Source organism: Bifidobacterium saimiriisciurei (assembly GCF_010667655.1).
Lineage (GTDB): Bacteria > Actinomycetota > Actinomycetes > Actinomycetales > Bifidobacteriaceae > Galliscardovia > Galliscardovia saimiriisciurei.
In genome coordinates this window covers 16,651-41,410 of the sequence record NZ_WHZU01000003.1, presented here as the reverse complement: position 1 = coordinate 41,410, position 24,760 = coordinate 16,651, and the positions used below count along the sequence as shown (strand labels likewise).

General features: G+C 62.7%; 18 protein-coding genes and 1 tRNA gene. 15 read left to right on the top strand and 4 right to left on the bottom strand.

Annotated features, from left to right (window positions below; translation table 11 throughout):
- Positions 1–199 precede the first annotated feature (199 nt).
- Positions 200–1,471: a DNA polymerase IV gene (dinB, locus tag GFD18_RS02445; protein ID WP_163200004.1), complete on the bottom strand. Its 1,272-nt coding sequence runs from the start codon at positions 1,469–1,471 to the stop codon at positions 200–202.
- Between the two features lie 124 nt (positions 1,472–1,595).
- Between dinB and GFD18_RS02440 the strand changes: the two genes are divergently transcribed.
- The 9 genes from GFD18_RS02440 to rpsI all read left to right on the top strand — a co-directional run bounded on the left by GFD18_RS02440 (position 1,596) and on the right by rpsI (position 9,914).
- A tRNA-Ser gene (locus tag GFD18_RS02440) sits at positions 1,596–1,685 on the top strand.
- Between the two features lie 349 nt (positions 1,686–2,034).
- Entirely contained in the window at positions 2,035–3,402 is a 1,368-nt protein-coding gene (locus tag GFD18_RS02435; protein WP_163200005.1) for a CapA family protein, read from the top strand.
- A 149-nt stretch (positions 3,403–3,551) separates the two neighbouring features.
- Positions 3,552–4,541 carry an NAD(P)-dependent oxidoreductase gene (locus tag GFD18_RS02430; RefSeq protein WP_100510695.1) on the top strand — a complete coding sequence of 330 codons (990 nt, stop codon included), beginning with the start codon at positions 3,552–3,554 and terminating at the stop codon, positions 4,539–4,541.
- Between the two features lie 28 nt (positions 4,542–4,569).
- On the top strand, positions 4,570–5,214 hold the full coding sequence (locus GFD18_RS02425) for an IMPACT family protein (protein WP_163200006.1): 645 nt from the start codon (positions 4,570–4,572) through the stop codon (positions 5,212–5,214).
- A 45-nt stretch (positions 5,215–5,259) separates the two neighbouring features.
- The gene (locus GFD18_RS02420) at positions 5,260–5,901 is read left to right on the top strand and encodes an AbrB family transcriptional regulator (protein ID WP_404801599.1); all 642 of its coding nucleotides are present in this window, start codon (positions 5,260–5,262) and stop codon (positions 5,899–5,901) included.
- Positions 5,902–5,999: 98 nt separating this feature from the next.
- On the top strand, positions 6,000–8,168 hold the full coding sequence (gene malQ / locus GFD18_RS02415) for a 4-alpha-glucanotransferase (RefSeq protein ID WP_163200008.1): 2,169 nt from the start codon (positions 6,000–6,002) through the stop codon (positions 8,166–8,168).
- A 132-nt stretch (positions 8,169–8,300) separates the two neighbouring features.
- A complete protein-coding gene (locus GFD18_RS02410; protein ID WP_163200009.1) occupies positions 8,301–8,765 on the top strand; it encodes a very short patch repair endonuclease in 465 nt (154 codons plus the stop codon).
- Between the two features lie 184 nt (positions 8,766–8,949).
- Positions 8,950–9,399 (top strand): 50S ribosomal protein L13, encoded by a 450-nt coding sequence (gene rplM / locus GFD18_RS02405; RefSeq protein WP_100510700.1) that lies wholly within the window; start codon positions 8,950–8,952, stop codon positions 9,397–9,399.
- 26 nt (positions 9,400–9,425) lie between these two features.
- On the top strand, positions 9,426–9,914 hold the full coding sequence (gene rpsI / locus GFD18_RS02400; RefSeq protein WP_100510701.1) for a 30S ribosomal protein S9: 489 nt from the start codon (positions 9,426–9,428) through the stop codon (positions 9,912–9,914).
- 174 nt (positions 9,915–10,088) lie between these two features.
- Here rpsI and glgX read toward each other — a convergent pair whose 3' ends face one another.
- Positions 10,089–12,830 (bottom strand): glycogen debranching protein GlgX, encoded by a 2,742-nt coding sequence (gene glgX / locus GFD18_RS02395; RefSeq protein ID WP_163228252.1) that lies wholly within the window; start codon positions 12,828–12,830, stop codon positions 10,089–10,091.
- A gap of 315 nt (positions 12,831–13,145) precedes the next feature.
- On the opposite strand from glgX, the gene adhE reads away from it, so the two are divergent.
- Positions 13,146–15,881: a bifunctional acetaldehyde-CoA/alcohol dehydrogenase gene (adhE, locus tag GFD18_RS02390; RefSeq protein WP_163200011.1), complete on the top strand. Its 2,736-nt coding sequence runs from the start codon at positions 13,146–13,148 to the stop codon at positions 15,879–15,881.
- Between the two features lie 201 nt (positions 15,882–16,082).
- On the opposite strand, the gene GFD18_RS02385 is transcribed toward adhE, so the two are convergent.
- Positions 16,083–16,973: a glycyl-radical enzyme activating protein gene (locus GFD18_RS02385; protein WP_225432868.1), complete on the bottom strand. Its 891-nt coding sequence runs from the start codon at positions 16,971–16,973 to the stop codon at positions 16,083–16,085.
- A gap of 211 nt (positions 16,974–17,184) precedes the next feature.
- Between GFD18_RS02385 and GFD18_RS02380 the strand changes: the two genes are divergently transcribed.
- The 4 genes from GFD18_RS02380 to GFD18_RS02365 all read left to right on the top strand — a co-directional run bounded on the left by GFD18_RS02380 (position 17,185) and on the right by GFD18_RS02365 (position 22,559).
- Complete coding sequence (locus GFD18_RS02380; protein WP_204313993.1) at positions 17,185–17,955, top strand: DeoR/GlpR family DNA-binding transcription regulator; 771 nt, start codon at positions 17,185–17,187, stop codon at positions 17,953–17,955.
- 334 nt (positions 17,956–18,289) lie between these two features.
- Positions 18,290–20,704: a glycyl radical protein gene (locus tag GFD18_RS02375; protein ID WP_163200012.1), complete on the top strand. Its 2,415-nt coding sequence runs from the start codon at positions 18,290–18,292 to the stop codon at positions 20,702–20,704.
- 55 nt (positions 20,705–20,759) lie between these two features.
- Complete coding sequence (locus GFD18_RS02370; RefSeq protein WP_163200013.1) at positions 20,760–21,437, top strand: transaldolase family protein; 678 nt, start codon at positions 20,760–20,762, stop codon at positions 21,435–21,437.
- Between the two features lie 150 nt (positions 21,438–21,587).
- Complete coding sequence (locus GFD18_RS02365; protein ID WP_318644308.1) at positions 21,588–22,559, top strand: ROK family protein; 972 nt, start codon at positions 21,588–21,590, stop codon at positions 22,557–22,559.
- 19 nt (positions 22,560–22,578) lie between these two features.
- Here GFD18_RS02365 and budA read toward each other — a convergent pair whose 3' ends face one another.
- Positions 22,579–23,328: an acetolactate decarboxylase gene (gene budA / locus GFD18_RS02360; protein WP_163200015.1), complete on the bottom strand. Its 750-nt coding sequence runs from the start codon at positions 23,326–23,328 to the stop codon at positions 22,579–22,581.
- Positions 23,329–23,519: 191 nt separating this feature from the next.
- Here budA and GFD18_RS02355 point away from each other — a divergent pair, with 191 nt between their 5' ends.
- Entirely contained in the window at positions 23,520–24,413 is an 894-nt protein-coding gene (locus GFD18_RS02355) for a GRP family sugar transporter (protein WP_163200016.1), read from the top strand.
- The last annotated feature ends 347 nt before the right edge of the window (positions 24,414–24,760 follow it).

Below are 24,760 nucleotides of genomic sequence, written 5' to 3'. Positions count from 1 at the left end.
AAATGAATATCGATAGGTAAATGATGTGTCGGCCGGTTCGCCGGCCGACATCACGCGTCCTCCTTTGGGCGTGTCGTCTTCCAGAAATCCCCGGTCGTGGAAGCGGCCGGGGATTTTTATATCGAAGTTCTTCCGTCATCGGTGCACGAATCGTGCGATACCGGCCGGAAACCGGCGTGTCGGCCGTGTATCGAACGATTCATGTACGCAATCCCAGCCTTACGGCGTCGGCGCCGAACCGCTCGCGGATGGAATCCAACGCCCGCTCGGCCCGGTCCATGTGCTGCGGCGCGCTGCCGCCGCCGTCCTCGGCCAGCAGGTCGTCGAAGCTCGCCTGCACGGGCGTCGTGGCGGCGTCGCCCAGACCGGAGGCGCTGACCCCGGCGAGTCGGATGGGACGCGGCAGCACGGCCCCGTGGGCCGCCGAGCCTTCGGGCATGCCGAGCATGCGTTCCAATATGCGCACGCTGTGCGGGTACATCACGCCGGCGGTGCTGGTCGGCCGCTCAAGCGTCATCGTCTTCGTGGCGTATGCGAGGTCGGTGAACCGCAGCTTCACGGTGATGGTGCGCGCCGTCAGCCCGCGTCTGCGCAGGGTCGAGGCCACCGTGTCGCAGCAGTGGAGCAGCAGGCCCGTCACCTTGTCGGCGTCGGCGGTGTCGGCGTCGAACGTATGCTCCGAACCGATGGACTTCTCCGGCGTATACGGCACCACCTTGCGTTCGTCGACGCCGCGCGCGGCGAGATACAGCCGCCGGGCCTGCGCGGTCGAGCCGGTCGCCTCGGCGATGTCGTGCTCCGCGAGCTCCGCCAGCTGCCGCACATCGGTCACGCCCCACTGTTCGAGTCGTCCTGCCGATGCCGGGCCGATGCCGGGGATCGAACGCACCGGCAGCAGCTGCACGAACTCGGCCTGACGGGCCCTCGGCACGAGCAGCATGCCGTTCGGCTTGGCGTTCGTGGAGGCGAGCTTGGCGATGAGCTTGTTCGACGCCACGCCCACCGAGCAGGTCAGGCCGAAACGGCGCTCCACCTCGGCTCGTATCCATGCGCCGATGGCGGTGGGGGAGTCCCACCGTCGCAGCGCCGCCGAAACATCCATGTACCCTTCATCGACGGAAACGCGTTCGATGCGGTCGGTCACCTGCCCGAACACCTCGAACACCTGACGCGAGACCCCGCGATAGTAGGCCATGTCGACGGGCAGGAACACGCCGTCGGGGCACAGCCTTCTCGCCGTGGCCACCGGCATCGCCGAATTCACGCCGAACGGACGGGCCTCGTAACTCGCCGCCGACACCACCGACCTCGTGCCCGTGCCGATGATGACCGGCCGTCCCCGGAGTTCGGGATGCCGCGCGATCTCGCATGAGGCGAAGAACGCGTCCATGTCGATATGCAGTATCGTGCAGCCGGTCTCGTCATGTCCCCAGTCGCGTCTGACGGCTGCAAGACGTGGCGAAGTACTCATGCTCCCATGGTACGCATGCCGGCATCGCAACATCGCAACATGCCGGCGCTCGCTTTAATCCGCATATGGTGGTACAGTATTTCTCTGTTGCGCGCATTGTGCATCTGACATATGCGTTCAACACGGAGTGATGCCTGAGTGGCCGAAAGGGGCACCCTGCTAAGGTGTTAACTGCGCAAGCGGTTCGGGGGTTCGAATCCCCCTCACTCCGCCATCGAATCCCGAACAATCGTTCGGGATTTTTTTGTTTTTCACACTCATGCGTCGGCGGCGCCGGCGAAGAGGCCGCGCCGCGTGGAGGTCGTGTGGGGTCCGTTATGAAGCGGGGACGGAGGTACGCCGTTGTCCGCCCGTCTCCATTGTTTAGCGTAGCGTATTCGTTTTCGCGACACGGCCATGACCATGCCGGATATCGGCGAATTTATCCGCCGTCGGCATGCCTTCATACGACTGCCCCGACTTATCGGACGTTCCGATGCCCGTCATGTCCGCCGTACGCCCCCGCAGGTGGCTACACTATGCCTAGAGAGGCTCCGACGACGGAGCGGAGAGCGAGGAAACGAATGAGAATCGGCAATCCCCGGCATGCCGCCGATACCCCGCATGACGGTCATGGCGCCGCCGGTGCACGGTCCGTCGGCCTGCCTGTGGCCGTCATCCTGTGCGTGCTGCTTATCGTCGGCGCGGCCGCCGGCGCACTGTATCTGCGCGGGGCCTCGCAGCAGGGTACGTCCACGCAGACATCGCAATCGCAGTCGGTCGTCGACGCCGATCTCGACCGTCCCAGCGCCGTCCCCACCGTGGCCGAACACCACGGCAATTCCCCCGACTGCCCGGACCGCGACTGCATCGCATTGATGGTCAACGGCGACCTGCTGTTCCATCCGCATCTATGGGAGCATTTCCAGGGCGCGGACCCCGCCGCCACCGATGGCTCTGCCTTCGATTTCGTGCCGCTGCTCCAGCCGATGCAGCGCTATATGAAGGCGTCCGACATCTCGGTATGCGAGTTCGAAACCCCGATCGCCCAACGCGGCGGCCCCTACACCGGATACCCCGTGTTCGCCATTCCCCCCGAAGTGGCGGACGCGGCCGCCAAGGTCGGTTTCCAGGCCTGCACCCATGCCACCAACCATTCGTGGGATCAGGGTGCCGAAGGCGTCAACCGTCTATGGGACACACTCGCCGGACTCGGCATCCAGCAGACCGGCTCCTACAAGACCGAGGCGGATTCCATGAAGCCGCTCGTCATCGACTCGCCCACCGGCGGCGGCAAGCTCGGTCTGGTCACCGGCACCGTGTCGCTCAACGGCTTCGAGGCCGACGCCGACTGGCGCGTCGACAGGCTTCGCGAGGCCAGCGACCCGCATCACCAGTCCGACATCGACCGTGCGGTCGCCAAGGCGAAGGCCGCCCGCCAGCAGGGCGCCGACGTCGTGGCCATGGCCATGCACTCCGTGCAGGAATACATCGACGACGCCGACGACTGGCAGGTGAGCGAAGCCCACGAACTCGCCGACACCGGCGCGTTCGACGTGATCTACGGTGCCGGATGCCATTGCGTGCAGCCCATCGAGAAATACAAGAACACGTGGATCATCTACGGCACCGGCAACGCCGTCACCACCGACGCGCCGGCCTCGCGCATCGTGAACAACCAGGGCATGACCGCGCGCATCCAGTTCGCCGGCAAGAAGGGCGAGGACGGTTCGTGGCGCGTCAGCCGCATCGACTGGCTGCCCACCGCGAACCGCCGCGGCGCCGACTACCGATGGTGCCCGATATCGGACGACCATCCCGACGGCACATGCTGGTCCACCGAGCAGGACGCCCAGGTGCGCCAGCGCATCCACGACGTCATCTACAAGCGTGGCGCCGACCCGAACGTCGTGCGCGAATGGCTCGTCACCAAGGAGGGATCCGGCAAATAGACGAAATGGACGAAGGGTCGCCGGATGGCCGGTCCATGCCGGGAGCGCGGAAGACGGCCGGCGGCGGGCCGGCAGTAAACTGGCGGGGTAATCCATGGGCCGGATATGCCGGACAGGCAAGACCGGCCCGCTGAGCTAAGGAGCACGTGATGGTCGTCGAACTCAATACGGAACGTACCGATCTGCCGCTGGTGGCGATCCCCAGTTGCTTCCCCTCTATGGTCGACCTGTTCCGCAGCCAGCTGCCGCGATTCGCCGACATCGCGCGGGTCCGTCTTCATACCGACATGATCTCCGACGCCGACGAGATCATGCGCCGGCTCGACGGCGCCGAAATCGCCATGACCACCGGCGTGCACTTCACCGACGACATGCTCGCCCGCCTTGCACCCACCGTACGATGCATGACGTTCGGCGGCACCGGCGTCGCCAACTTCGTCAACCTCGCCGAGGCGCAGCGGCTGGGCATCCGCATCTGCAACGCCGTGCACTACGGCGACAACGCCGTCGCCGAACACGCCATCGCCCTGCTGTTCGAAATCACCCACCGGGCCGGCGCCTTCAACGCCCGCATGCGCGACGAGGCATGGCCGGGCGCCGACATCACCGAAATCGGGGGACTGACCATGGGACTCGTCGGCTTCGGCGGCATCGGCCGCCGGGTCGCCGAACTCGCCCACGGCCTCGGCATGAACCTGCTGATCTGGGCCCGTCATCCGGACGAACGCGCCTACGCCAGGCTCGGCGCAAAGGCCGCCGCCAGCATCGACGACGTCTTCGCGAACGCCGACGTCGTCAGCCTCCATCTCGCATTGAACGACGCGACGCAGGGCGTCATCGGCGACGACCAGCTCGACCTGCTGCGCCCCGGCGCGGCGTTCATCAACACCGCCCGCGCCGAACTCGTGCGCCCCGGCGCCCTAGAGCGGCGTCTCGGCCGCGGCGACATCACCGCCGGACTCGACGTGTTCGCCCCCGAGCCGCTGCCCGCCGACGACCCGCTGCGCGGACTCGACAACGTCGTGCTCACCCCGCACGTGGCGTGGCGCTCCGACCGGGCGCTCGCCGGCATCGTGGACCAGAACGTCACCGCCGCCGTATCATATCTCGAAGGCGAATCCTACAACGTGGTCGTCTGACACCGACCGATGAAAGCGAACCGACAGCATGCGTACCATTCTCAACACGTTGGATGATCCGGCGCACGACGCGCTGACGGAGAAGAAATCCGAATTCATCGGCGACGCCTGCCACATCGACTCCCAGGACGACGCGCTCGCCTTCGTGGAAATCATCCGCGAACAGCATCCCAAGGCCCGGCATGTGGCATACGCCGCCGTATGGGGAGGCTCCGACGGCCAGCTCGGCGAACGCATGAGCGACGACGGCGAACCCTCCGGCACGGCCGGCAAGCCCATTCTCGACGTCCTGCGCCAATCCGGACTCACCGACTGCGTGGTATGCGTCACCCGATACTTCGGCGGCATACTCCTCGGCTCCGGCGGCCTGATCCGCGCGTACTCGTCGGCCGCCTCGCTGGCCGTCAAGGCCGCCAAGGGCGCCGACATCGTCGCATGCCGCCGATACGGCGTCGTCATCGACTACCCGCAGCTGACCATGATGCGGCAGCTCGTCACGCTTGCCGGCGGCGTGGTGGAACATGAGGAGTTCACCGACCGCGTGGCCATGACGCTCACCGTGCCCGAAACCGAGGCGGCAGGATTCGAAAACCGCGTTCGTGAGACCTTCAACGCCGCCGTCGAACCGGAGTTCCAGGGAACCCTGAACAGTCCCGTACCCGACGCCGACTAGGCATCGGCTCCTGGCCGTCGACGCCGCACCGCGAACAATCCGACCATCCACCCGCCAACACGATTCAGTAAGCTGGAACCCATGACCGAAGAGCACGAACCGCTGACCGCCACCTACGAACGCCTGCGCCACTCCGAGGACCCGCAGGAGCTCGGCGAATTCGCCCGCCGGCCGCTGCCCGACCGCAGCGACGCCGCCGCGTTCTCCCGAGCCACGGCATTGCTGGAGGCCGTGGCCGGCAACCACCACACGGCGGTGGAGGACCGTCTCTACCTCGCGCAGACCATGCCGTTCCCGAACATCCTCGTCAAGCTCAGCGAGGACCCCGAGCCTTCGGTGCGCAAGGCCGTCGCCGAGAACACCAACGACAAGAACTGGCTGGTCGGCCGGCTCACCAAGGACGACGTGGACGAGGTGCGCGCCGCCGCGCTCGCCAATCCGATGACCTCGTGGAAGATGCGCATGGAAGGCGCCGAGGACGAACGCAACGACGCCCATGTGCTCGACCTGCTCTCGCGCTTCGGCGTGGACGAGGGCAAGGACGGGCCGGCCGTGCTGACCGCGATGATTCGAAGGGCGGTGGCGCTCAATCCCAACACCGGCGAGGAGACGCTGGAACGGCTGGCCGACGACCCCGACATCCAGGTGCGCCACGCCGTGGAGCGTCGTCGCTCCGGCCGGGGCTGAAACGGATGCCCCCGCGGATATGCGAAAAAGTGTATACGGCAGGTTAACAGGGGCATGTCAAACGTTGCAACGGCGGGTTTCGGCGTTAAGCTGGGACTATGGAACAGCGAGAAGAATCCAATGAACGCCTGGCCCGCCCGCTGATTCAGCTGGCAAAGGCCAAGGGTGTGGCCACGTTCTACGTGGGCCAGCAGGGCGAATATGTTGAGATAGACGATGATGTCTTGGTGAACGTCCTGGCCAGTCTGGGAGTCGACGCGTCGGATGACGATGCCATCGCCGCTGCATTGACGCAGGCGAACGAAAGCATCTACAGCCGCCTTGTCGCACCGACGCTGCTGCACATCGCCGGACACGAAAGCCGTATCAAGGTGAACCACGGCGTCACCGACGTGCCGTCGGCGACGCTGACGCTGGAGGACGGCACCGAATACGGGCCGTTGGAGGGCGACGCCGGCGATGGAGCCATGGCGAAGGCGCTTTCCGACCGGTTCGTGGTGAACTCGGTCATCATCATCCCCGCCGACGTGCCGCTCGGCTATCACACGCTTCAGGTGAAGGTGGGGAATCGTGTCGAGACCGCCACGCTGATCTGCGCGCCGGAGAAGATCGAACTGCTCGACCCCATGAAGCACGGGCACCTGTGGGGCTGGATGGCACAGTTCTATTCAACGCGCTCCTCGCAGTCGTGGGGCGTCGGCGACTTCGGCGACCTGAAGACCATGCTGCGCGAATCCAAGGAGAAGACGGGCTCCGACTTCGTGCTCATCAACCCCGTGCACGCCGGAGAGCCGTGCACCCCGCTCACTCCGTCCCCCTATCTGCCGATCTCCCGCCGCTTCGTCAACTTCACGTACATCCATCCGGAAAGCATCCCCGAGTTCTCCGAGCTTCCCGACGAGACCAAGGCGCAGGTCTCCCGTCTGCACGATTCGGTGAAGCTGCTCAACACCGACGCCGACAAGATCGACCGCGACGAGATGTGGAGCGCGAAGATGCCGGCCCTGTGGTCCATCTTCAAGGCGTCTCGCACCGAGGAGCGCCAGCGCGCCTTCGACGAGTACAAGAAGAAGGCCGGCGAGGATCTGGAGGGCTACGCCACATGGTGCCTGGCCTACGACAAGTGGGGGGCGCCGACCGACGAGGCCGGATCGTGGGTCAAGGCATACGGCCGCAAGTCCCCCGAGATCGAGCAGCTGCGCAAGCAGTACCCCGATACCCTCGAGTTCTACCGCTGGCTCGAGTGGATCGCCGAGGAGCAGCTCGCCGACGCCCAGCAGACGGCGCATGACGCCGGCATGCGCATCGGCATCATGGCCGACATGGCCGTGGGCGTGCATCCCTACGGTTCGGACGTGTGGTGGAACCCGGAACGCTTCGCCTACGGCGCCACCGTCGGCGCCCCGCCGGACTTCTACAACCAGCAGGGACAGAACTGGAGCCAGCCGCCGCTGAACCCGGAATACCTCGCCAACACCGGATACAAGGCGTACCGCGACATCGTCGCCGGCATGTTCGCCCACGCCGGCGCCGTGCGCATCGACCATGCCATCGGCCTGTTCCGCCTGTGGTGGATTCCCGAAGGCCGCAGCGCCAAGGAAGGCGCCTACGTGTACTACGACTCCGACGTGATGCTGGGCATCCTGGCCCTCGAGGCGGAGCGCGCCCACGGTGTGGTGGTCGGCGAGGACCTCGGCGTGGTCCCGGACTACATGGCCAAGGAGCTTGCCGCCCACGGCCTGCTGGGCTGCGCCATCGAATGGTTCGAACAGCGCGACGGCAAGTTCCGCAAGCCGCAGGACTGGCGTCCGCTCACCCTGGCCTCGGTCACCACGCACGACATCCCGCCGACGGCCGGCTACCTCAGGTACGTGCATGTGAAGCTGCGCAGCCAGCTGCATCTGCTCACCGGCAGCGAGGAGGAGTTCATGGCCGACGCCAAGCGCGAGCATGACGCCCTGCTCTCCATGCTGGCCGACGGAGGCTGGATCCAGCGCGAATGGCTTGATGACGAGGACGCCCACGAGCAGGACCTCATCGAAGGCATGCACCGTGCGCTGTGCGCGTCGCCGTCGAAGCTGCTGTGCGCCACCATCACCGACGCCGTGGGGGAACGCCGCACGCAGAACCAGCCGGGCACGAACAACGAGTATCCGAACTGGCGCATTCCGCTCGCCGACGGCGAAGGCGCCCCAGTGCTGCTCGACGACCTGTTCGACAGGCCGCGAGTCCAGTCCCTCGCCGCCGTGATGCGCGGCGAGAAGTAGCCTCCGGCCCCTTTTCGGTGTATCGATACGGCTCCCCTGCGAAGCAGGAGGAGCCGTTCATCGTATGGAGGATCGAAAAATCTCGGAACCCGCATCCGCCAAGATCTCCTCGCCGGGATACCATCGATGGCGATGGCAGCCAGAAAACCAAGGAAATCCGGGAAAAGCGCGAAGCCGGAGAAATACGAGCGCGGCACGCGCAGCTACACCATGTCGCACATCCGCGGCAAGGACACCTCCATCGAGACGCTCACCCGAAGCTACCTGTTCCGTCGCGGACTGCGGTTCCGCAAGAACGACAGGCGCTATCCAGGCCATCCCGACATCGTGCTGCCGAAATGGCATGTCATCGTATTCGTCAACGGATGTTTCTGGCATATGCACGAAGGCTGTTCGAAGCACTCGATGCCGAAGTCGAACGTCGAGTTCTGGAAGGCCAAGCTCACCCGCAATCGCGACCGCGACCGACGGCAGCGCGCCGAACTCGAGGAGATGGGATGGCACGTCATCACCGTCTGGGAATGCGAGCTCGACAGGAAGCATCGCGATGAGCGTCTGTCGCGGCTTTACGACGAAATCATCGGCGTGTCGCATTGACCCCGGTGTTTTGACGAACGCGTAAAAAGCGGTACACTAGTGGATTGTTGTGTTTCCCAGGGGTCCTTCAAAGCGCTGTCCCACTCGCCAATAGGACTTTCAGGGAGCCCACGGATAATGAGGCAAAAGGGGACCTAACCAATCCGCAATTGCCCGGAACACAATAGTAAAGAAAAGGTATATCGTGAAAACTTTCACTCCGAAGCCTAACGATCTGACCCACGAGTGGTACGTCATCGACGCCACCGACGTGGTTCTCGGCCGTCTCGCAACCACTGCCGCCAACCTGCTGCGCGGCAAGAACAAGCCGACGTTCGCTCCTCACGCCGACGGTGGCAACCATGTCATCATCATCAACGCTGAGAAGATCGCCCTGTCCGGCAACAAGCTCGGCAAGAACCTGTACATGCACTCCGGCTTCCCGGGTGGCCTGCGCGCCGACAGCTACGGCGAGCTGCTCGAGAAGAACCCCGAGCGCATGATCAAGGCCGCCGTCAAGGGCATGCTGCCGAAGAACCGTCTGGCCAAGGTTCAGCTGAGCCGCCTGCGCATCTTCAAGGGTGCCGAGCACCCGCACACCCCTCAGAAGCCCGTTGAGTACGAGATCAAGCAGATCTCCCAGCAGGCTAAGTGATTCAGGACCGAAAGGAGACACCGATTATGGCTGAAAACATCAACTCCGCGGTCCAGGAGACCGAAGAGGAGCTCACCCAGTACACTTCCGAGACCAATGCTGGCGCTGGCACCGGCACCTCCACGATCGCTCCGGGCTACGGCACCGGCCGTCGTAAGGAAGCCGTCGCCCGCGTTCGTCTGATTCCGGGCACCGGCAAGTGGACGATCAACGGTCGCACCCTGGAGGAGTTCTTCCCGGGCAAGATCCAGCAGCGTGAGGTCAACTCCCCGATCGTTCTGCTGAAGCTCGAAGGCAAGTTCGACGTCGTCGTGCTCGTCGACGGCGGTGGCACCACCGGCCAGGCCGGCGCCATCCGTCTCGGCGTCGCCCGCGCCCTGAACGCCATCGACCGTGACGCCAACCGCGCCGCCCTGAAGAAGGCCGGATTCCTGACCCGTGACGCCCGTGCGGTGGAACGTAAGAAGGCCGGTCTGCACAAGGCTCGTCGCGCCCCGCAGTACTCGAAGCGTTAAGTTTCGCCTACTGCATGCATGGCGGCGAATCGCCGCCTGCACGGCATCGAAAAAGCCCTTCGTCCGATTGGACGAGGGGCTTTTTCGTATATCATCGGCCGTTCTCATCGCCGGCCGCCGGCCGGCCGTTGCATCGGCGGCCTTGCGAAGGCGCCGACGCGACATGGCCGACGCTCAGCGTATCTGTCGGAACAGGCTGATGGACAGCCCGTCGATACGCCACGGATCGTTCGCCGCGCCGTCGGACGATGCGTTCATCGTCGGTGCCTGACGATGACGTGCGTCATCGGTCCCGGTGACGGAACCGGTCGCCGGCGTGGACTTCACGCCGGTCGTGCGGGACTTCGCGGCCGGGGGGGCGGCCGCCGTCCCGTTCCTCATGCCGTTGACCGGTCCGTGCGCCATATCGGAGGCGGGCGGCGGCGTGGCGGCGACGTCCGAGCCGGCGTCGTTGGTGCGGATGTCGTCGATATGCACGCCGTTGGCGTCGCCGTCGCCGGCATGGTCGCCCTGCGCGCGGAGGACCTCGGCGAGACGATGATGGCGCGCGGCCTTCAGCGCCTGGTGGATGGGGGTGTCCCCGTCGGGGATGGTGAGCGTCCAGACCGAATCGTTGGGCTTGTCGGGGTAGAGCACGGAACCGGCCGTTTCGTCGGTGCCGTCGTCGGCATCCTCCTTCGGCAGTTCGGAGACGTGACGCGGCTGCCGGCCGTTGGTCTCCGCCGAACTCCACAGCATGCGCCATTCGCAGTCGTCCGGCAGCATGAAATCGACGTGCCGGTCAAGGCCGTTGATGACGATGACGACGTCGTATTCGTCGTTCGCCAGCAGACGCATGGCGAAGCAGCGCACGCTCGTGTCGAACCAGTCGCGTTCCATGGGCGTCGTGCCGTTGGGCAGCAGCCATTGCACGCGGCTCGACGGCTTGAGCAGGCCAAGCATCGACAGCACGGTGAAGAACTCCTCGTGATGGTAGAGGTCGAGGGACTTGCGCAGCGCGATGAGCTTCGTCGTGTGCTCGAGCCGCCGCATCTCGGGCGTCTTCTCGGGGGAGAACAGCCATTCCCAATGCAGCCAGTTGATGTCGTTGTCCTGGCAGTAGGCGTTGTTGTTGCCGTCCTGCGTGTTGCGGAACTCGTCGCCGGCCAGCAGCATCGGCGTGCCCAGGCTCATGAGCAGCGTGCCGATCATGTTCATGGCCGCCCTTTCGCGCCGGGCCTCGACGGCCGGGTCGTCGCTGGGGCCCTCCTCGCCGAAATTGAACGAGTGGTTGGTGTTGTTGCCGTCCTGGTTGTTCTCGCCGTTGGCCTCGTTGTGCTTGCGGTCGTAGCGGGTCAGGTCGGTGAGCGTGAATCCGTCGTGGCAGGAGACGAAGTTGATGGACGCCACGGCGCCGCGTCCGGGATCGGTGGCGAACAGGTCGGCCGAACCGCACAGCCTGGTGGCCATCTCCTGCATGCCGATCTCGTTGTTGAACCCGCGGTGCTGGCTGTCGACGTCGGTGAGCCAGAACCGGCGTGTGGAATCGCGGAAGTGGTCGTTCCATTCGGCGAACGGCACACCGAACTGGCCGGTGCGCCAGCCGCCCTCGCCAAGGTCCCACGGCTCCATGATCATCTTGAGATTGCCGAGCATGAGGTCGGAGCGCAGGGCGTAGAGGAACGGATGATGCTTGCTGAACGTGCCCTCGAGACGGGCCAGCGTGGGCGCGAGGTCGAATCGGAAGCCGTCCACGCCGATGCGCTTCGACCAGTATCGCAGGGAGTCCACCGCGTAGTTGATGACGCGGGTGTTGGTGAAGTCGAAGGTGTTGCCGCAGCCGGTGGTGTCGATGAGCATGCCGGGGTTGTCGGTGCGGCGACGGTAGTAGCTCACGGCGTCGAGCCCGCGCCAGCAGACGGTGGGGCCGTCGATGCCGCCCTCGCACGTGTGGTTGAACACCACGTCCAGCAGCACCTCGATGCCGCCGGCGTGCAGAGCCCGCACCATGTCGATGACCTCCTTGCGCACGGCCGCGGGGCCCTTGCGCCGGGCCTCCTCCGTGGCGTAGTCGGGGTCGGGGGCGAAGTAGCCGAGCGTGGAGTACCCCCAGTAGTTGGTCAGTCCGCGCTCCGCTATGCCGATCTCGGTCTGCTTGGCGAATATGGGCAGCAGCTCCACCGATGTGATGCCGAGGTTCTGCAGGTAGGCGATGGTTGTGGGATGGGCCAGTCCGGCATAGGTGCCGCGCAGCTCAGGCTCCATCCACGGCGCGTTCTTCGTGAAGCCCTTCACATGGAGCTCGTAGATGACGGTCTTGCTCCACGGGATGTGCGGATGCTGGGGGTCGCCCTCGTGCTTGTGCACGTCGCGGTCGTCGATGACCACGGAAAGCGGGGTGTGGCCCAGGTTGTCGAGCATGCTCATCGAGCCGTAGGCCGAGCCGTGCACGCGTCCGTTCTGCACGGTGCACTGGTAGGAGAACGCCTCGGGGGCGATGTCCATTTTCCCGTCGATGCCCTTGGCATAGGGGTCGAGCAGTATCTTGTATGGATTGAACTGCACGCCGCGTCGCGGGTCCCAGGTGCCGGAGGCGCGGTAGCCGTAGCGCATGCCGTCCCATGCGCGCGGGATATGCACGTACCACATGCCGTAGTTGGGCCCCTCCATCTTGAACAGGGTCTCGCGGCAGTAGCGTCCTTCGACGATGCGCGAGCACACCGGGAACATGGCGATCTGCTCGTGGAAGGGGATGACCGAATCGTTGGGAAGCTGGGTGGCGGTGTTGTAGAAGGCGCTGGGGCTGTCGAGCGGTTCGATGACGCTCAGCCAGAGCTGGTCGGCGGTCTCGGACCATACGACGGCATCGGCGCCGCCGTCCTCGGTGAGAAACAGGCCCGGGCGGGTGGCATAGCGGTGTAATGACGTTCTCTCCATACGTCCACAGTACCCCGATGTCTTACAAAACAAAGAATTCCAAGGGTTTTGCCCACTTTTAGAAAATACTTTTATAAAAGCTTGGACGATGTTTTGGCGCTTCCCGATGTTTGGTGTTATTGTGAGTTGCATCACAACGGGCACGCTGTGATGCAACCCCTGGCCGCAGCCAGCGGCAGGGGCGGAGGAGAACCCACAGACGTTCGCGACTCGGCATTCCAATCAACAACGACTGGACATGGCGAAGAACGCCTGCATGCATACAAACCACATCAAACCAAACCAAATACTTGGCTAACCGATCAAGGAGGACACGTGGTCGCAGCTAAGAAGAAGGCCGAAGCAGCCGCAGCAGAACCGCAGGTCAATGAAGTCCCGTCCGCTGAGCAGGAAGTCGACGCCCTGGTCAAGAAGGCGCAGGTCGCCCTCAGGAAGTTCGAGGAGCTCAACCAGGAGCAGGTCGACCACATCGTCGCCAAGGCTTCCGTCGCCGCGCTGAACAAGCACCTCGTGCTCGCCAAGCTCGCCGTCGAGGAGACCAAGCGTGGTCTGGTGGAGGACAAGGCCACCAAGAACATCTTCGCGTGTGAGCACATCACCAACTACCTGGCAGGTCAGAAGACCGTCGGCATCATCCGCGAGGATGACGTCGAAGGCATCACCGAGATCGCCGAGCCCGTCGGCGTGGTCGCCGGCGTCACCCCGGTCACCAACCCGACCTCCACCGCCATCTTCAAGTCCCTCATCGCCCTGAAGACCCGCTGCCCGATCGTCTTCGGCTTCCACCCCGGCGCCCAGAAGTGCTCCGTCGAGGCCGCCCGCATCGTGCGTGACGCCGCCATCAAGGCCGGCGCCCCCGAGGACTGCATCCAGTGGATCGAGCACCCGTCCATCGAGGCCACCGGCGCCCTGATGAAGCACCCCGGCGTCGCCACCATCCTCGCCACCGGCGGTCCCGGCATGGTCAAGGCCGCGTACACCTCCGGCAAGCCCGCCCTCGGCGTGGGCGCCGGCAACGCCCCGGCCTACATCGCCCCGGACGCCGACATCGTGCGCACCGCCAACGACCTCATCCTCTCCAAGCACTTCGACTACGGCATGATCTGCGCCACCGAGCAGGCCGTCATCGCCGACAAGTCCGTGTACGAGCCGCTGCTGGCCGAACTCAAGAAGCGCAAGGCCTACTTCGTCAACAAGGAGGAGAAGGCCAAGCTCGAGAAGTTCGTGTTCGGCGTCACCGCCTACGAGAGCCCGGACCAGAAGACCAAGCTCAACGCCTGGGTCCCCGGCAAGTCCCCGCAGGCCATCGCCCACGCCGCCGGCTTCGAGATTCCGTCCGACGCCACCATCCTCGCCGCCGAGTGCAAGGAGGTCGGCGAGATGGAGCCGCTCACCATGGAGAAGCTCTCCCCGATCCAGGCCTTCCTGAAGTCCGACAACAAGGAGCAGGCCTTCGAGATGTGCGAGCAGATGCTCGTGCACGGCGCCGGCCACACCGCCGCCATCCACACGAACGACCAGGCCCTGGTCGATGAGTACGGCAACCGCATGCACGCCTGCCGCATCATCTGGAACCAGCCCTCCTCCCTCGGCGGCATCGGCGACATCTACAACGCCATCGCCCCGTCGCTGACCCTCGGCTGCGGCTCCTACGGCGGCAACTCGGTCTCCGGCAACGTCCAGGCCGTCAACCTCATCAACATCAAGCGCGTCGCTCGGAGGAACAACAACATGCAGTGGTTCAAGATCCCGGCCAAGACTTACTTCGAGCCGAACGCCATCAAGTACCTGCGCGACATGGCTGACGTCAACCGCGTCGTCATCGTCTGCGACAAGGTCATGCTCGACCTGGGCGTCGTGGAGAAGGCCATCCAGCAGCTGCGCCTGCGTCCGAACAACGTGCAGTACCGCATCATCGACTACGTCGAGCCCGAGCCCTCGGTCGAGACCGTCGAGCGCGGCGCCGCCATGATGCGTGACGAGTTCCAGCCCGACACCATCATCGCCATCGGCGGCGGCTCCCCGATGGACGCCTCCAAGATCATGTGGCTGCTCTACGAGCACCCGGAAATCGAGTTCGCCGACATCCGCGAGAAGTTCTTCGATATCCGCAAGCGCGCGTTCAAGCTGCCCGCCCTCGGCAAGAAGGCCCGCCTGGTCTGCATCCCGACCTCGTCCGGCACCGGCTCCGAAGTCACGCCGTTCGCCGTGATCACCGATCACAAGACCGGCTACAAGTACCCGGTCACCGACTACGCGCTGACCCCGTCCGTGGCCATCGTCGACCCGGTGCTCGCCCGCACCCAGCCGCGCAAGCTGGCCTCCGACTCCGGCTTCGACGCGCTGACCCACTCCTTCGAGGCCTTCGTCTCGGTGTACGCCAACGACTTCACCGACGGCATGGCGCTGCACGCCGCCAAGCTGATCTGGGAGAACCTCGAGACCTCCGTGAAGGAAGGCGCGGCCAACCCGATGGCCCAGGAGAAGATGCACAACGCCGCCACCATGGCCGGCATGGCATTCGGCTCCGCGTTCCTCGGCATGTGCCACGGCATGGCCCACACCATCGGCGCCCTGTGCCACATCGCCCACGGCCGCACCAACTCCATCCTGCTGCCGTACGTCATCCGCTACAACGGCCAGCTCCCCGACGAGCCGACCAGCTGGCCGAAGTACAACAAGTACGTGGCCCCGCAGCGCTACCAGGAGATCGCCAAGAACCTCGGCATCGACCCAGGCAAGACCGTCGAGGAAGGCGTCGAGAACTTGGCCCGCGCCGTCGAGGACTACCGCGACAACAAGCTGGGCATGGACCGTTCCTTCCAGGCCGCCGGCGTTGACGAGGACTACTTCTGGAGCGTGCTCGAGCAGATCGGCATGCGCGCCTACGAGGACCAGTGCACCCCGGCCAACCCGCGCATCCCGATGATCGAGGACATGAAGGACATCGCCATCGCCGCCTACTACGGCGTGCCGCAGGCCGAAGGCCACCGTCTGCGCATCGAGCGCGAAGGCGCCGCCGCGGTCGAGGAAGCCTCCCAGCGCGACTGACGTCCTCCTGAATCCATGATCGGCGGCCGTTGGTTTGTCGACCGCCGATCATGACCCCTTCGGCTCCTCGGAGCCGGCATCAACTCCCGCTGCGTTTCCCCTGCAGCGGGGGTTTCTTCGTATTTGAGCGGCCGTATGCGGATTTTTTTGAGATGCCGCATATTCAATTGATTGCGGTTCGCTTGCTGGTTCCGCCGGTTGTCAGAAATAGGCGTGGATGCCGTTGTCCAGGAATATCTGGCGATAATCGGCCAGGTCCTCCTCATGCAATGCCGGCACTCCGGCCATGGCATAGCTGCGTCCGAGCATCTCATACTTGCGCTCGCCGAATTGATGGAACGGCAGCAGCTGGACGGCGCCGATCTGCATCGAGCGAAGCAGGATCGAGAAGGCGCGGGCGTCCTCCAGGGTGTTGTTCACTCCGGGGATCACGGGGATGCGCACGCATATTTCCATACCGCGTTCGACGGCGCTGGCGAGGTTTTTCAATGGCAGGTCATTGTATCCTCCCACCCAGCGCTTATGGGCCTCCCTGTCGTGATGCTTGACGTCGATGAGCAGGTAGTCGAGTTCCTCCAATGCCTTATTGAAAATAGGAGGTGCCACATGGCCGGTCGTTTCCATGGCCGTTGCTATGCCGCGCCGCTTCAGCTCTCGCAGCAGGGGGATGGAGAACCGGTGCTGCATGAGCGCTTCGCCACCGGACAATGTCACTCCGCCGCCTGATTCCTCGTAGAAATCCCTGTCCTGCTCGCAGATGTCCGCGACCTCGTCGATGGTGTAGTGCCTCCCCTCGGTGGTGGTTTTGCCGGTACTTGGGTCGGTCAGTGTCTCGATGCGGGGGTTGATGGATTCCGGGTTGGCGCACCATGGGCAATGCAGCGGGCATCCTTTGAAGAATACGGTGGTACGTATGCCCGGACCGTCGTTGGTCGAGAATTTTTGGATGTTGAAAATCAGCCCGGTGGCGGGTTTCTCATCCGTGGACGGGCGGAAGGCCCTAGGGGAGGGGGATGCCGCCGGTGTGCGGCGGGCTGTCGGGACAATGGGTCTTGTGAAAGTCGTCTGCGGAGCAGTCATTGTGGTAGTCATCGTTGAAACCTTTCTTTATATTGATAATAACTAATGAACGAAAGTAAATCAACTTACGAATGAAAATATAGTTGATGTATGAGCAATCGAAGGGTGGATGGTGGATAAACCGTCTGGCGCAGTTGAGGGGATGGGATGTATGGGCGTTTGCGTTCGTAGATTGTTTGGGTTTCGTATATCGCACTTATGTTAGGGTTGCGAAAGATGGTTCATGACGCTGGGAGATGATATGGCGACGATGAAGCGGGAGAATCGTATTCTCGAACTGCTGACCGAGCATAAGCGCGTCGAGGTTACGCGTCTTGCCGAGGAGCTGGGGGTGTCGCAGGTCACCGTTCGCAAGGATCTCAACGATCTGGAGCGGCGTGGCATCATCAGCCGCGAGCATGGGTATGCGATGCTGAGAAGCGCCGATGATGTGGAGGGGCGTCTTGCCTACCACTATGAGGAAAAGCGCAAGATCGCCAAGCGTGCTGCGGAATGCGTGTCCGATGGCGATGTGGTGATGGTTGAAAGCGGCAGCTGCTGCGCATTGCTGGCCGCCGAGCTTGCGGAGACGAAGAAGGACCTCACCGTCATCACCAACAGTGCGTTCATTGCGGGGTACATCCGTGGCAAATCGAATGTGCAGATCATCCTTCTGGGTGGCCTGTACCAGCAGGACTCACAGGTGATGGTAGGGCCGATGCTGGAGCAGTGCATGAACGGGCTGTATGTGGATGTGCTGTTTGTCGGCGCGGATGGATACAGCCCTCAGGCCGGATTCTCCAGCCGAGATCATATGCGAGCGCAGGCCGTTCATGATATGGCTGCTCATGCCGGCAGGGTCGCTGTGCTGACGGAAAGCGAGAAATTTTCCAAGCGTTCCACGGTTCCCTTGGATTTCAATGGTCTTGACTGCATGGTTGTCACCGACGCAAGCGTCGGGGTGGAGATTGCCGGCTCGCTTGCCGATGCCGGGATTGCGTTGATCACCGTCTAACGGGGCTGCTGTCCTTGGGAATCCAGGGCTGATGGGCCGGGCGTATATGCCCGGCCTTTTTTATGCCGGGCGACTGCGACACGCCGACCGGTTGGTTGGGTGTTCTGCCGAGCGGTCGGGCGAAGCATTGTCTTTATTGACTTCTGGCATATTTGAATTAGTTTTTACTTTCGAATGAAAGTAAAAACTATTACGAAAATTGACATATAAAATTTGTTTCGATATATTGGGAACCGTCAAGCCGCATGGCACAGACGATAGGAAGTAATTGCAGACGTCGCCATTTGCATCCCGATGCAGTGAAGCAAACGGCAATCAGAAAGGATGGAGAGTCATGAACGAAGAACATTTCGGCAGGCTCACCCCGCGAATGAACTCGCTGCGCGACCAGCTCCTCGACGCCGAGCCCCAGGTCGACGTTGAGCGCGCGATGATCACCACCGAGGTCTATCGTGACAACGCCGACCAACCGCTCGCGCTGAAGCGTGCGATCATGCTCAAGCGCGTGCTCGAGGAGATGACCATCTTCATCGAGCCGGAGACTCTGATCGCCGGCAACCAGGCATCCACCAACCGAGGGGCCCCGATCTTCCCCGAATACGCCATGAGCTGGGTGATCGACGAACTCGACAAGTTCGACAAGCGTGACGGTGACCGGTTCACCATCACCGAGGAGAACAAGGAGAAGCTGCGTTCCATTGCGCCGTTCTGGGAGCACAACACGCTACTCGATCGTGGTCTTGCGGCGTTCCCTCCGCATTCCAAGCTGTTCTATGACCTCGGCATCATCAAGTCCGAAGGCAACATCACCTCGGGGGACGCCCATTGCGCAGTGAACTACGCCGGCGTATTGTCGCAAGGACTCAAAGGCTATGCGATGCGAGCGCAGCGCAAACTCGACGAGCTTGATCTCACCGACTATCGCAACATCCACAAGAGCTACTTCTACCGTGCGATTCTCATGGTGGTGAACGCCATGCGCGATTTCGCGGGACGCTATGCGACGCTTGCGCGTCAGCAGGCGAAGACGGCCTCGCCGGACCGCGCCCGCGAACTCGAACAGATGGCCGCGGCGCTCGACCGCGTGCCCTACGAGCCTGCACGCACCCTGCGCGAGGCGGTGCAATCCGTATGGCTGGTGCATCTTGTGCTGCAGATCGAGTCCAATGGTCACAGTCTGTCGTATGGTCGCATGGACCAGTACCTCGATCCGTTCTACGAGACCGACCTCAAGGCCGGTCGCATCACTGAGGACGAGGCCGCCGAGCTCATGAGCAACCTGTGGCTCAAGACCTACACCATCAACAAGATTCGTTCCTGGAGCCACACGCAGTTCTCCGCAGGTTCGCCGCTGTACCAGAACGTCACCGTCGGCGGTCAAAAGCTTGTTGACGGCAGTCCCGTGGACGCCACGAACCCCATGAGCTGGCTCATACTCAAGACCGTGGCGCAATGCCACCTGACCCAGCCGAACCTCACCGTTCGCTACCATGCGAATCTGCCCGACGACTTCATGAACGAATGCATCGAGGTCGTGCGTTGCGGATTCGGCATGCCGGCGTTCAACGACGACGAGGTCATCATTCCCAGCTTCATCAACAAGGGCGTGAAGCGCGAGGACGCCTACAACTACAGCGCCATCGGATGTGTAGAGACCGCGGTCCCCGGCAAGTGGGGATACCGCTGCACCGGCATGAGCTTCCTGAACTTCCCGAAGGCCCTGCTCATCGCCATGAACGACGGCGTTGACCCGGCAAGCGGCACCAAGCTGGTGGAGGGTATCGGCCACTTTCGTGACTTCACCAGCTTCGAACAGGTGATGGCATGCTGGGACAAGGTCGTTCGCGAGATGGCACGGCAATGCGTGATCATCGACGCCACCTGCGACATGGTGCTCGAACAGGACACCGCCGACATCCTGTGCTCCGCGTTGACCGACGACTGTATTGAGCGCGGCCTCAATATGAAGGAGGGCGGGGCCGTCTATGATTTCATTTCCGACCTGCAGGTGGGCATTGCGAATCTCGCCGACAGCCTCGCCGCCATGAAGAAAGTGGTGTTCGAAGACAAGGCCGTAACCCCGGCCGAACTCTGGGATGCCCTCGAGGCGAACTTCGAAGGCGCCACGAATGAACGGATTCGTCAACTGCTGCAGCAGGCGCCGAAATACGGCAATGACAACGACTACGTCGACTCGCTGATTCGCCAGGCGTACGACATCTACATCGACGAGATGAAGAAGTACCACAACACCCGATACGGCCGAGGCCCCATCGGCGGCGTCTACTATGCAGGAACCAGCTCCATCTCCGCCAATGTGCCGCAGGGCGCAGGCACCCTCGCCACCCCGGATGGACGCAAGGCCGGAGAGGCTTTGGCCGAGGGATGCAGCCCCTCGCATGGAGCCGACCTCTACGGTCCCACCGCAGTGTTCAAGAGCGTTTCCAAACTGCCGACGGAGGACATCACCGGCGGAGTGCTGCTCAACCAGAAGATGACGCCGCAGGTGTTGGCCAAGCCGGAGAACAGGAAGAAGCTCGCCTTCGCCACCCGCACGTTCTTCGATCGCCTTCATGGCTATCACGTGCAGTACAACGTGGTTTCACGCGAAACGCTCATCGATGCGCAAAAGCACCCCGAACGTCATCGCGACCTCATCGTTCGCGTCGCCGGATACAGCGCGTTCTTCACCGTGCTCTCCCGCGCCACACAGAACGACATTATCGAACGCACCGAGCAGACACTCTGATTATCAATATGACAATCCCTGACCCATCAAAACATCTGTAGTGAAAGGAAATACCATGAAACTACTCATCGACGACGCCGATGTCGACGCCATCACCCGTCTGATCGACTACTATCCCATCGACGGTGTGACTACCAATCCCTCCATTCTGGCGAAGTCGGGCCGTCAGCCATTCGACGTGCTCAAGGAAATCCGATCCATCATCGGTCCCGATGCCGAGCTCCATGCCCAGGTCGTCGCCCGCGACGCCGCCGGCATGATCGAGGATGCCAAACGCATCGTCGGCGAGCTCGGTCCGAACACCTTCGCCAAGGTCCCCAGCGTTCCCGAAGGCTTCAAGGCCATGAAGACGCTGTCCGCCGCCGGCGTGCCCATCACCGCCACGGCAATCTATACACCATTGCAGGCGTTCATCGCCGCCAAGTCAGGAGCCTCGTATGCTGCCCCCTACATCAATCGCATCGACAACATGGGATATGACGGCGTGGCCGTCGTCTGTGCCATTCACGACATCTTCCGGGCCAATGATCTCGACTGCAACGTGCTTGCGGCCAGCTTCAAGAACTCGCAGCAGGTGCTTGAACTCGCCAAACATGGCGTAGGCGCCTCCACTGTGGCCTCCTCGGTGATTGACGGACTGGTGAAGAACGCCGCCATCGATGCGGCGGTCGACGCCTTCACCGCCGATTTCGAAGGTCTTGCCGGTGCGGGCAGGACCATGGCCACCTGCTGACGGCATTCGAATCGCGAATGCCGTGAATGATTCACCCGGCCGCAATGTGGCGGCCGGACACGCCATCGATGCCGCGGCCAAGATGTCACGACTTCCTTTCTTCCATCGTGACGATTGGCCGACATCGATGGTTTCCCTATATGAGCCATAATGCAAAGGAGCATTATCATGAACGTACTCACCATCGACATCGGCGGCACCTTTATCAAATACGCCGTCATGAGCGATGACGGCATCATTCTTTCCCGTGGAAAAATCGAGACACCGCAAAACGGCCGGAATGAACTTGTCGAAACACTTGCGGGCCTCTATCGTCAGGAGGGAGAGAAATTCAACATCGACGGCATGGCCATTTCCCTGCCCGGCATCGTCGATTCCAAGAACGGATACGTCGTTATGGGCGGAGCGTTGCGATACAACGACGACTTCTACCTGCGCCATGCGCTGTACCAGCATTGTCCGGTGCATATAGTGCTGGAGAATGATGCCAAATGCGCGGTCATGGCCGAAGCGACCGTTGGCAGCCTCAAGGACGTTCGCAATGGATTCGCGTTGATTTTCGGCACCATGGTCGGAGGCGGGTTCGTCAAGGACCGTGAACTCTACCGTGGCAAGCACTTCTCCGCCGGCGAGGTGAGTTACATTATCACGTCGCGGAGCGTCGACCCCAGCATCGAAGGCGTATGGGGCAACCAGTGCAGCACGCTCAGCCTGTGCAATCGCTACGCGAGAATCAAAGGACGACCGGTCGAGGAGGTCGACGGCATCCGATTCTTCCAGGCGGTGGAGGACGGCGACCCCGATGCGCGTTCGTGCCTCGACAAATTCGCCCATGAAGTGGCCATCCAGATCTTCAACATCCAAAATGTGCTTGACCCCGATCGATTCGCCATAGGAGGCGGAATCTCCGCGCAACCGACGTTGATCGATGCCATCCGCACCAATCTCAACCGGCTGTACGCATACTGTCCTTACCATGTTGCGCAGGCCGAGGTCGTCACCTGCAAATTCCAGAACGACGCCAACCTCGTCGGCGCGCTGCAATGCTATCTTGCCGACGTGAAGGATGGCGAGGGCGCGGAGAGTTTCGACACCGTACGCGAAGCGGCGCTACCGGCATAGATTATCGGCGTTGCCGGCTTCACTCCGCCTTGGCGATGGCCTCGGCGATCGGGTCGTTCGAGAAATCGTGGCTGCGGTATTCGGGGTTGTCGACCGGCAGATGCTGCACCAGCGTGTCGAACACCTGGCTCAGTATGTCGCCGCGCTCCAGCACCGCGTCGAGCACATGGCCGCCGATCGAACGGTCGTCGGCGAGGAAGTGCTCGTGGAACCCGGCCACCGCGGCGCCGTTGAACATGAGCGGGGAGAAGTAGCCGAGCATCGTGCCCTTCACATCATGGCCGAGGAACATGGCCTGCTGGTCGGCCACCTCCTCCAACGTGGGGTACGGCGCCTGCTGCTTGATGACGGCGCGCGTCTTGATGAAGCTGAACGTGCCGTGCACGATGACCGCGAAGAACGTGTTCGCGCGGCCGTTGGCCTCCACGATCTTCCTGTTGAGGTCCTCGAGACCGATGTCGGCGCGTTCGCACTGGTATTGGAACGCCGCGTGATGCACGCTGGCGAACGGCACGGTGAAATCGTCGGGCAGGACCTCCGCCAGGCCGGACTGGCCGATCTTGTAGGCCACGCCGTCGAGGATGATGAGCTCGCCATCGAGCCCCTCGCCGGTGCCGATACCCGTGTCGCCGTGTTCGAGCAGCTCGCCGATGGTGGTGGTGCCTTCGAGCAGTCCCGGCACGAGCTGGGCGAGCGTGCCATGCTGATAGAGCACGTTGGCGCCATGCTCATGAATCGGTCTGATGTTCGCGGCAGCGGATTTCGTCATAACCTCACGATAATTCGCGACCGCATTCATTTTCAACCAATCGTGCAAAGTCCGACAACGGTGGCCGACGTTTGTTCCTTCGGATGGCCGTCGTCTCCGATGTCGAACATGTCGAAGGAATTTTCATGAGTTTGGATACACTGTCGGATGGCAATTTATCTAGAACGTTCAAAACAGGGGAGAAACCGATAATGGATTTGATTCTGGCCGCCACGCCTTCGCTGCTGTGGGGCATATACGCCCTGATTTTGCCGGTGATCGGCGGCTCGTCGCGTCGTCAGATACTCGGCGTCACCACGGGATGCCTGTTGTTCGCGCTGGCTGCCTTCCCGTTCGTGCCGCACTCCTATACATGGCTTACGGTGCTTGTCAGCTTCGTGTCCGGAGTTTTGTGGACCATCGGATGCTACGGGCAGATCTGCGGATTCAAGGAGATCGGAGTCTCCAGCACCATGCCCATCTCCACCGGCGAGCAGTTGGTCGGCACCAGTCTGGTCGGCGTGCTCTTCCTCGGCGACTGGGCGTCCACCCAGGCGAAGACCGTGGGATTCGCCGCCATCGCCCTGTTCGTCGTCGGCGTGGCGTTCACGTCGTATGTCGAACGTCGCGGCGACGAGCATGCGGTCCAGGATGAGACGGGGGAGTCCATCACACCGATGGACAACATGATCACCGGTCTGACCGTCATCACCATCTCCTCGATCGGATACGTCGGCTATGTCGCGATCATCCAGATATTCTCCATCAATTCGTTCGATGCGATGCTGCCTCAGGCGGTCGGCATGTTCGTCGGCGGTCTGGTGCTGGGAGGCCGGGAGCCGGGCAAATTCAGCCGGCAGACCGCGCTGTTGCTGATTCCCGGCGTGCTGTGGGCCATCGGCAACCTCATCCTCATGATCTCCAACAGCCGTCTCGGCGTGGCCATCGCCTTCCCGATGTCGCAGATGGGACTCATCATCTCCACCATCGGCGGCATGGTGTTCCTGCATGAAAGCAAGACGCGCAAGGAGAGGATCTCCATATCGGTCGGCCTGACGCTGGTCGTCGTCGACATCATGCTGATAGCCCTGACCAAGACCCTGTAGTCAATATAAGAATCGGTAACCTGGTTGGACCGTTCATAAGGACCGAGAAATTGGTCCTTCGTGATTGGACTGACCAGGTTCGGTGTTTTCGTGACCGGATTGACTATATTATCGTTGTGATTACGGCGATTCGACGCCGATCGCGAAGCGCGACACGCCCGAATTCTGCTAGGGGCACCCCTTGTGCTTTAATAATCAAGTTGCCTGTTTTGGGCTCGCAAAATTGTCTATTCAAAAGCGAGCATGGCACAAGGATTTTCCACGTCCTTGCATGGCCATGCACTGATACGGTTCGGCCGCCACGGGGAGGGATCCCGAAGTCGGCCACGCCTTGACGTGCCCTAGAG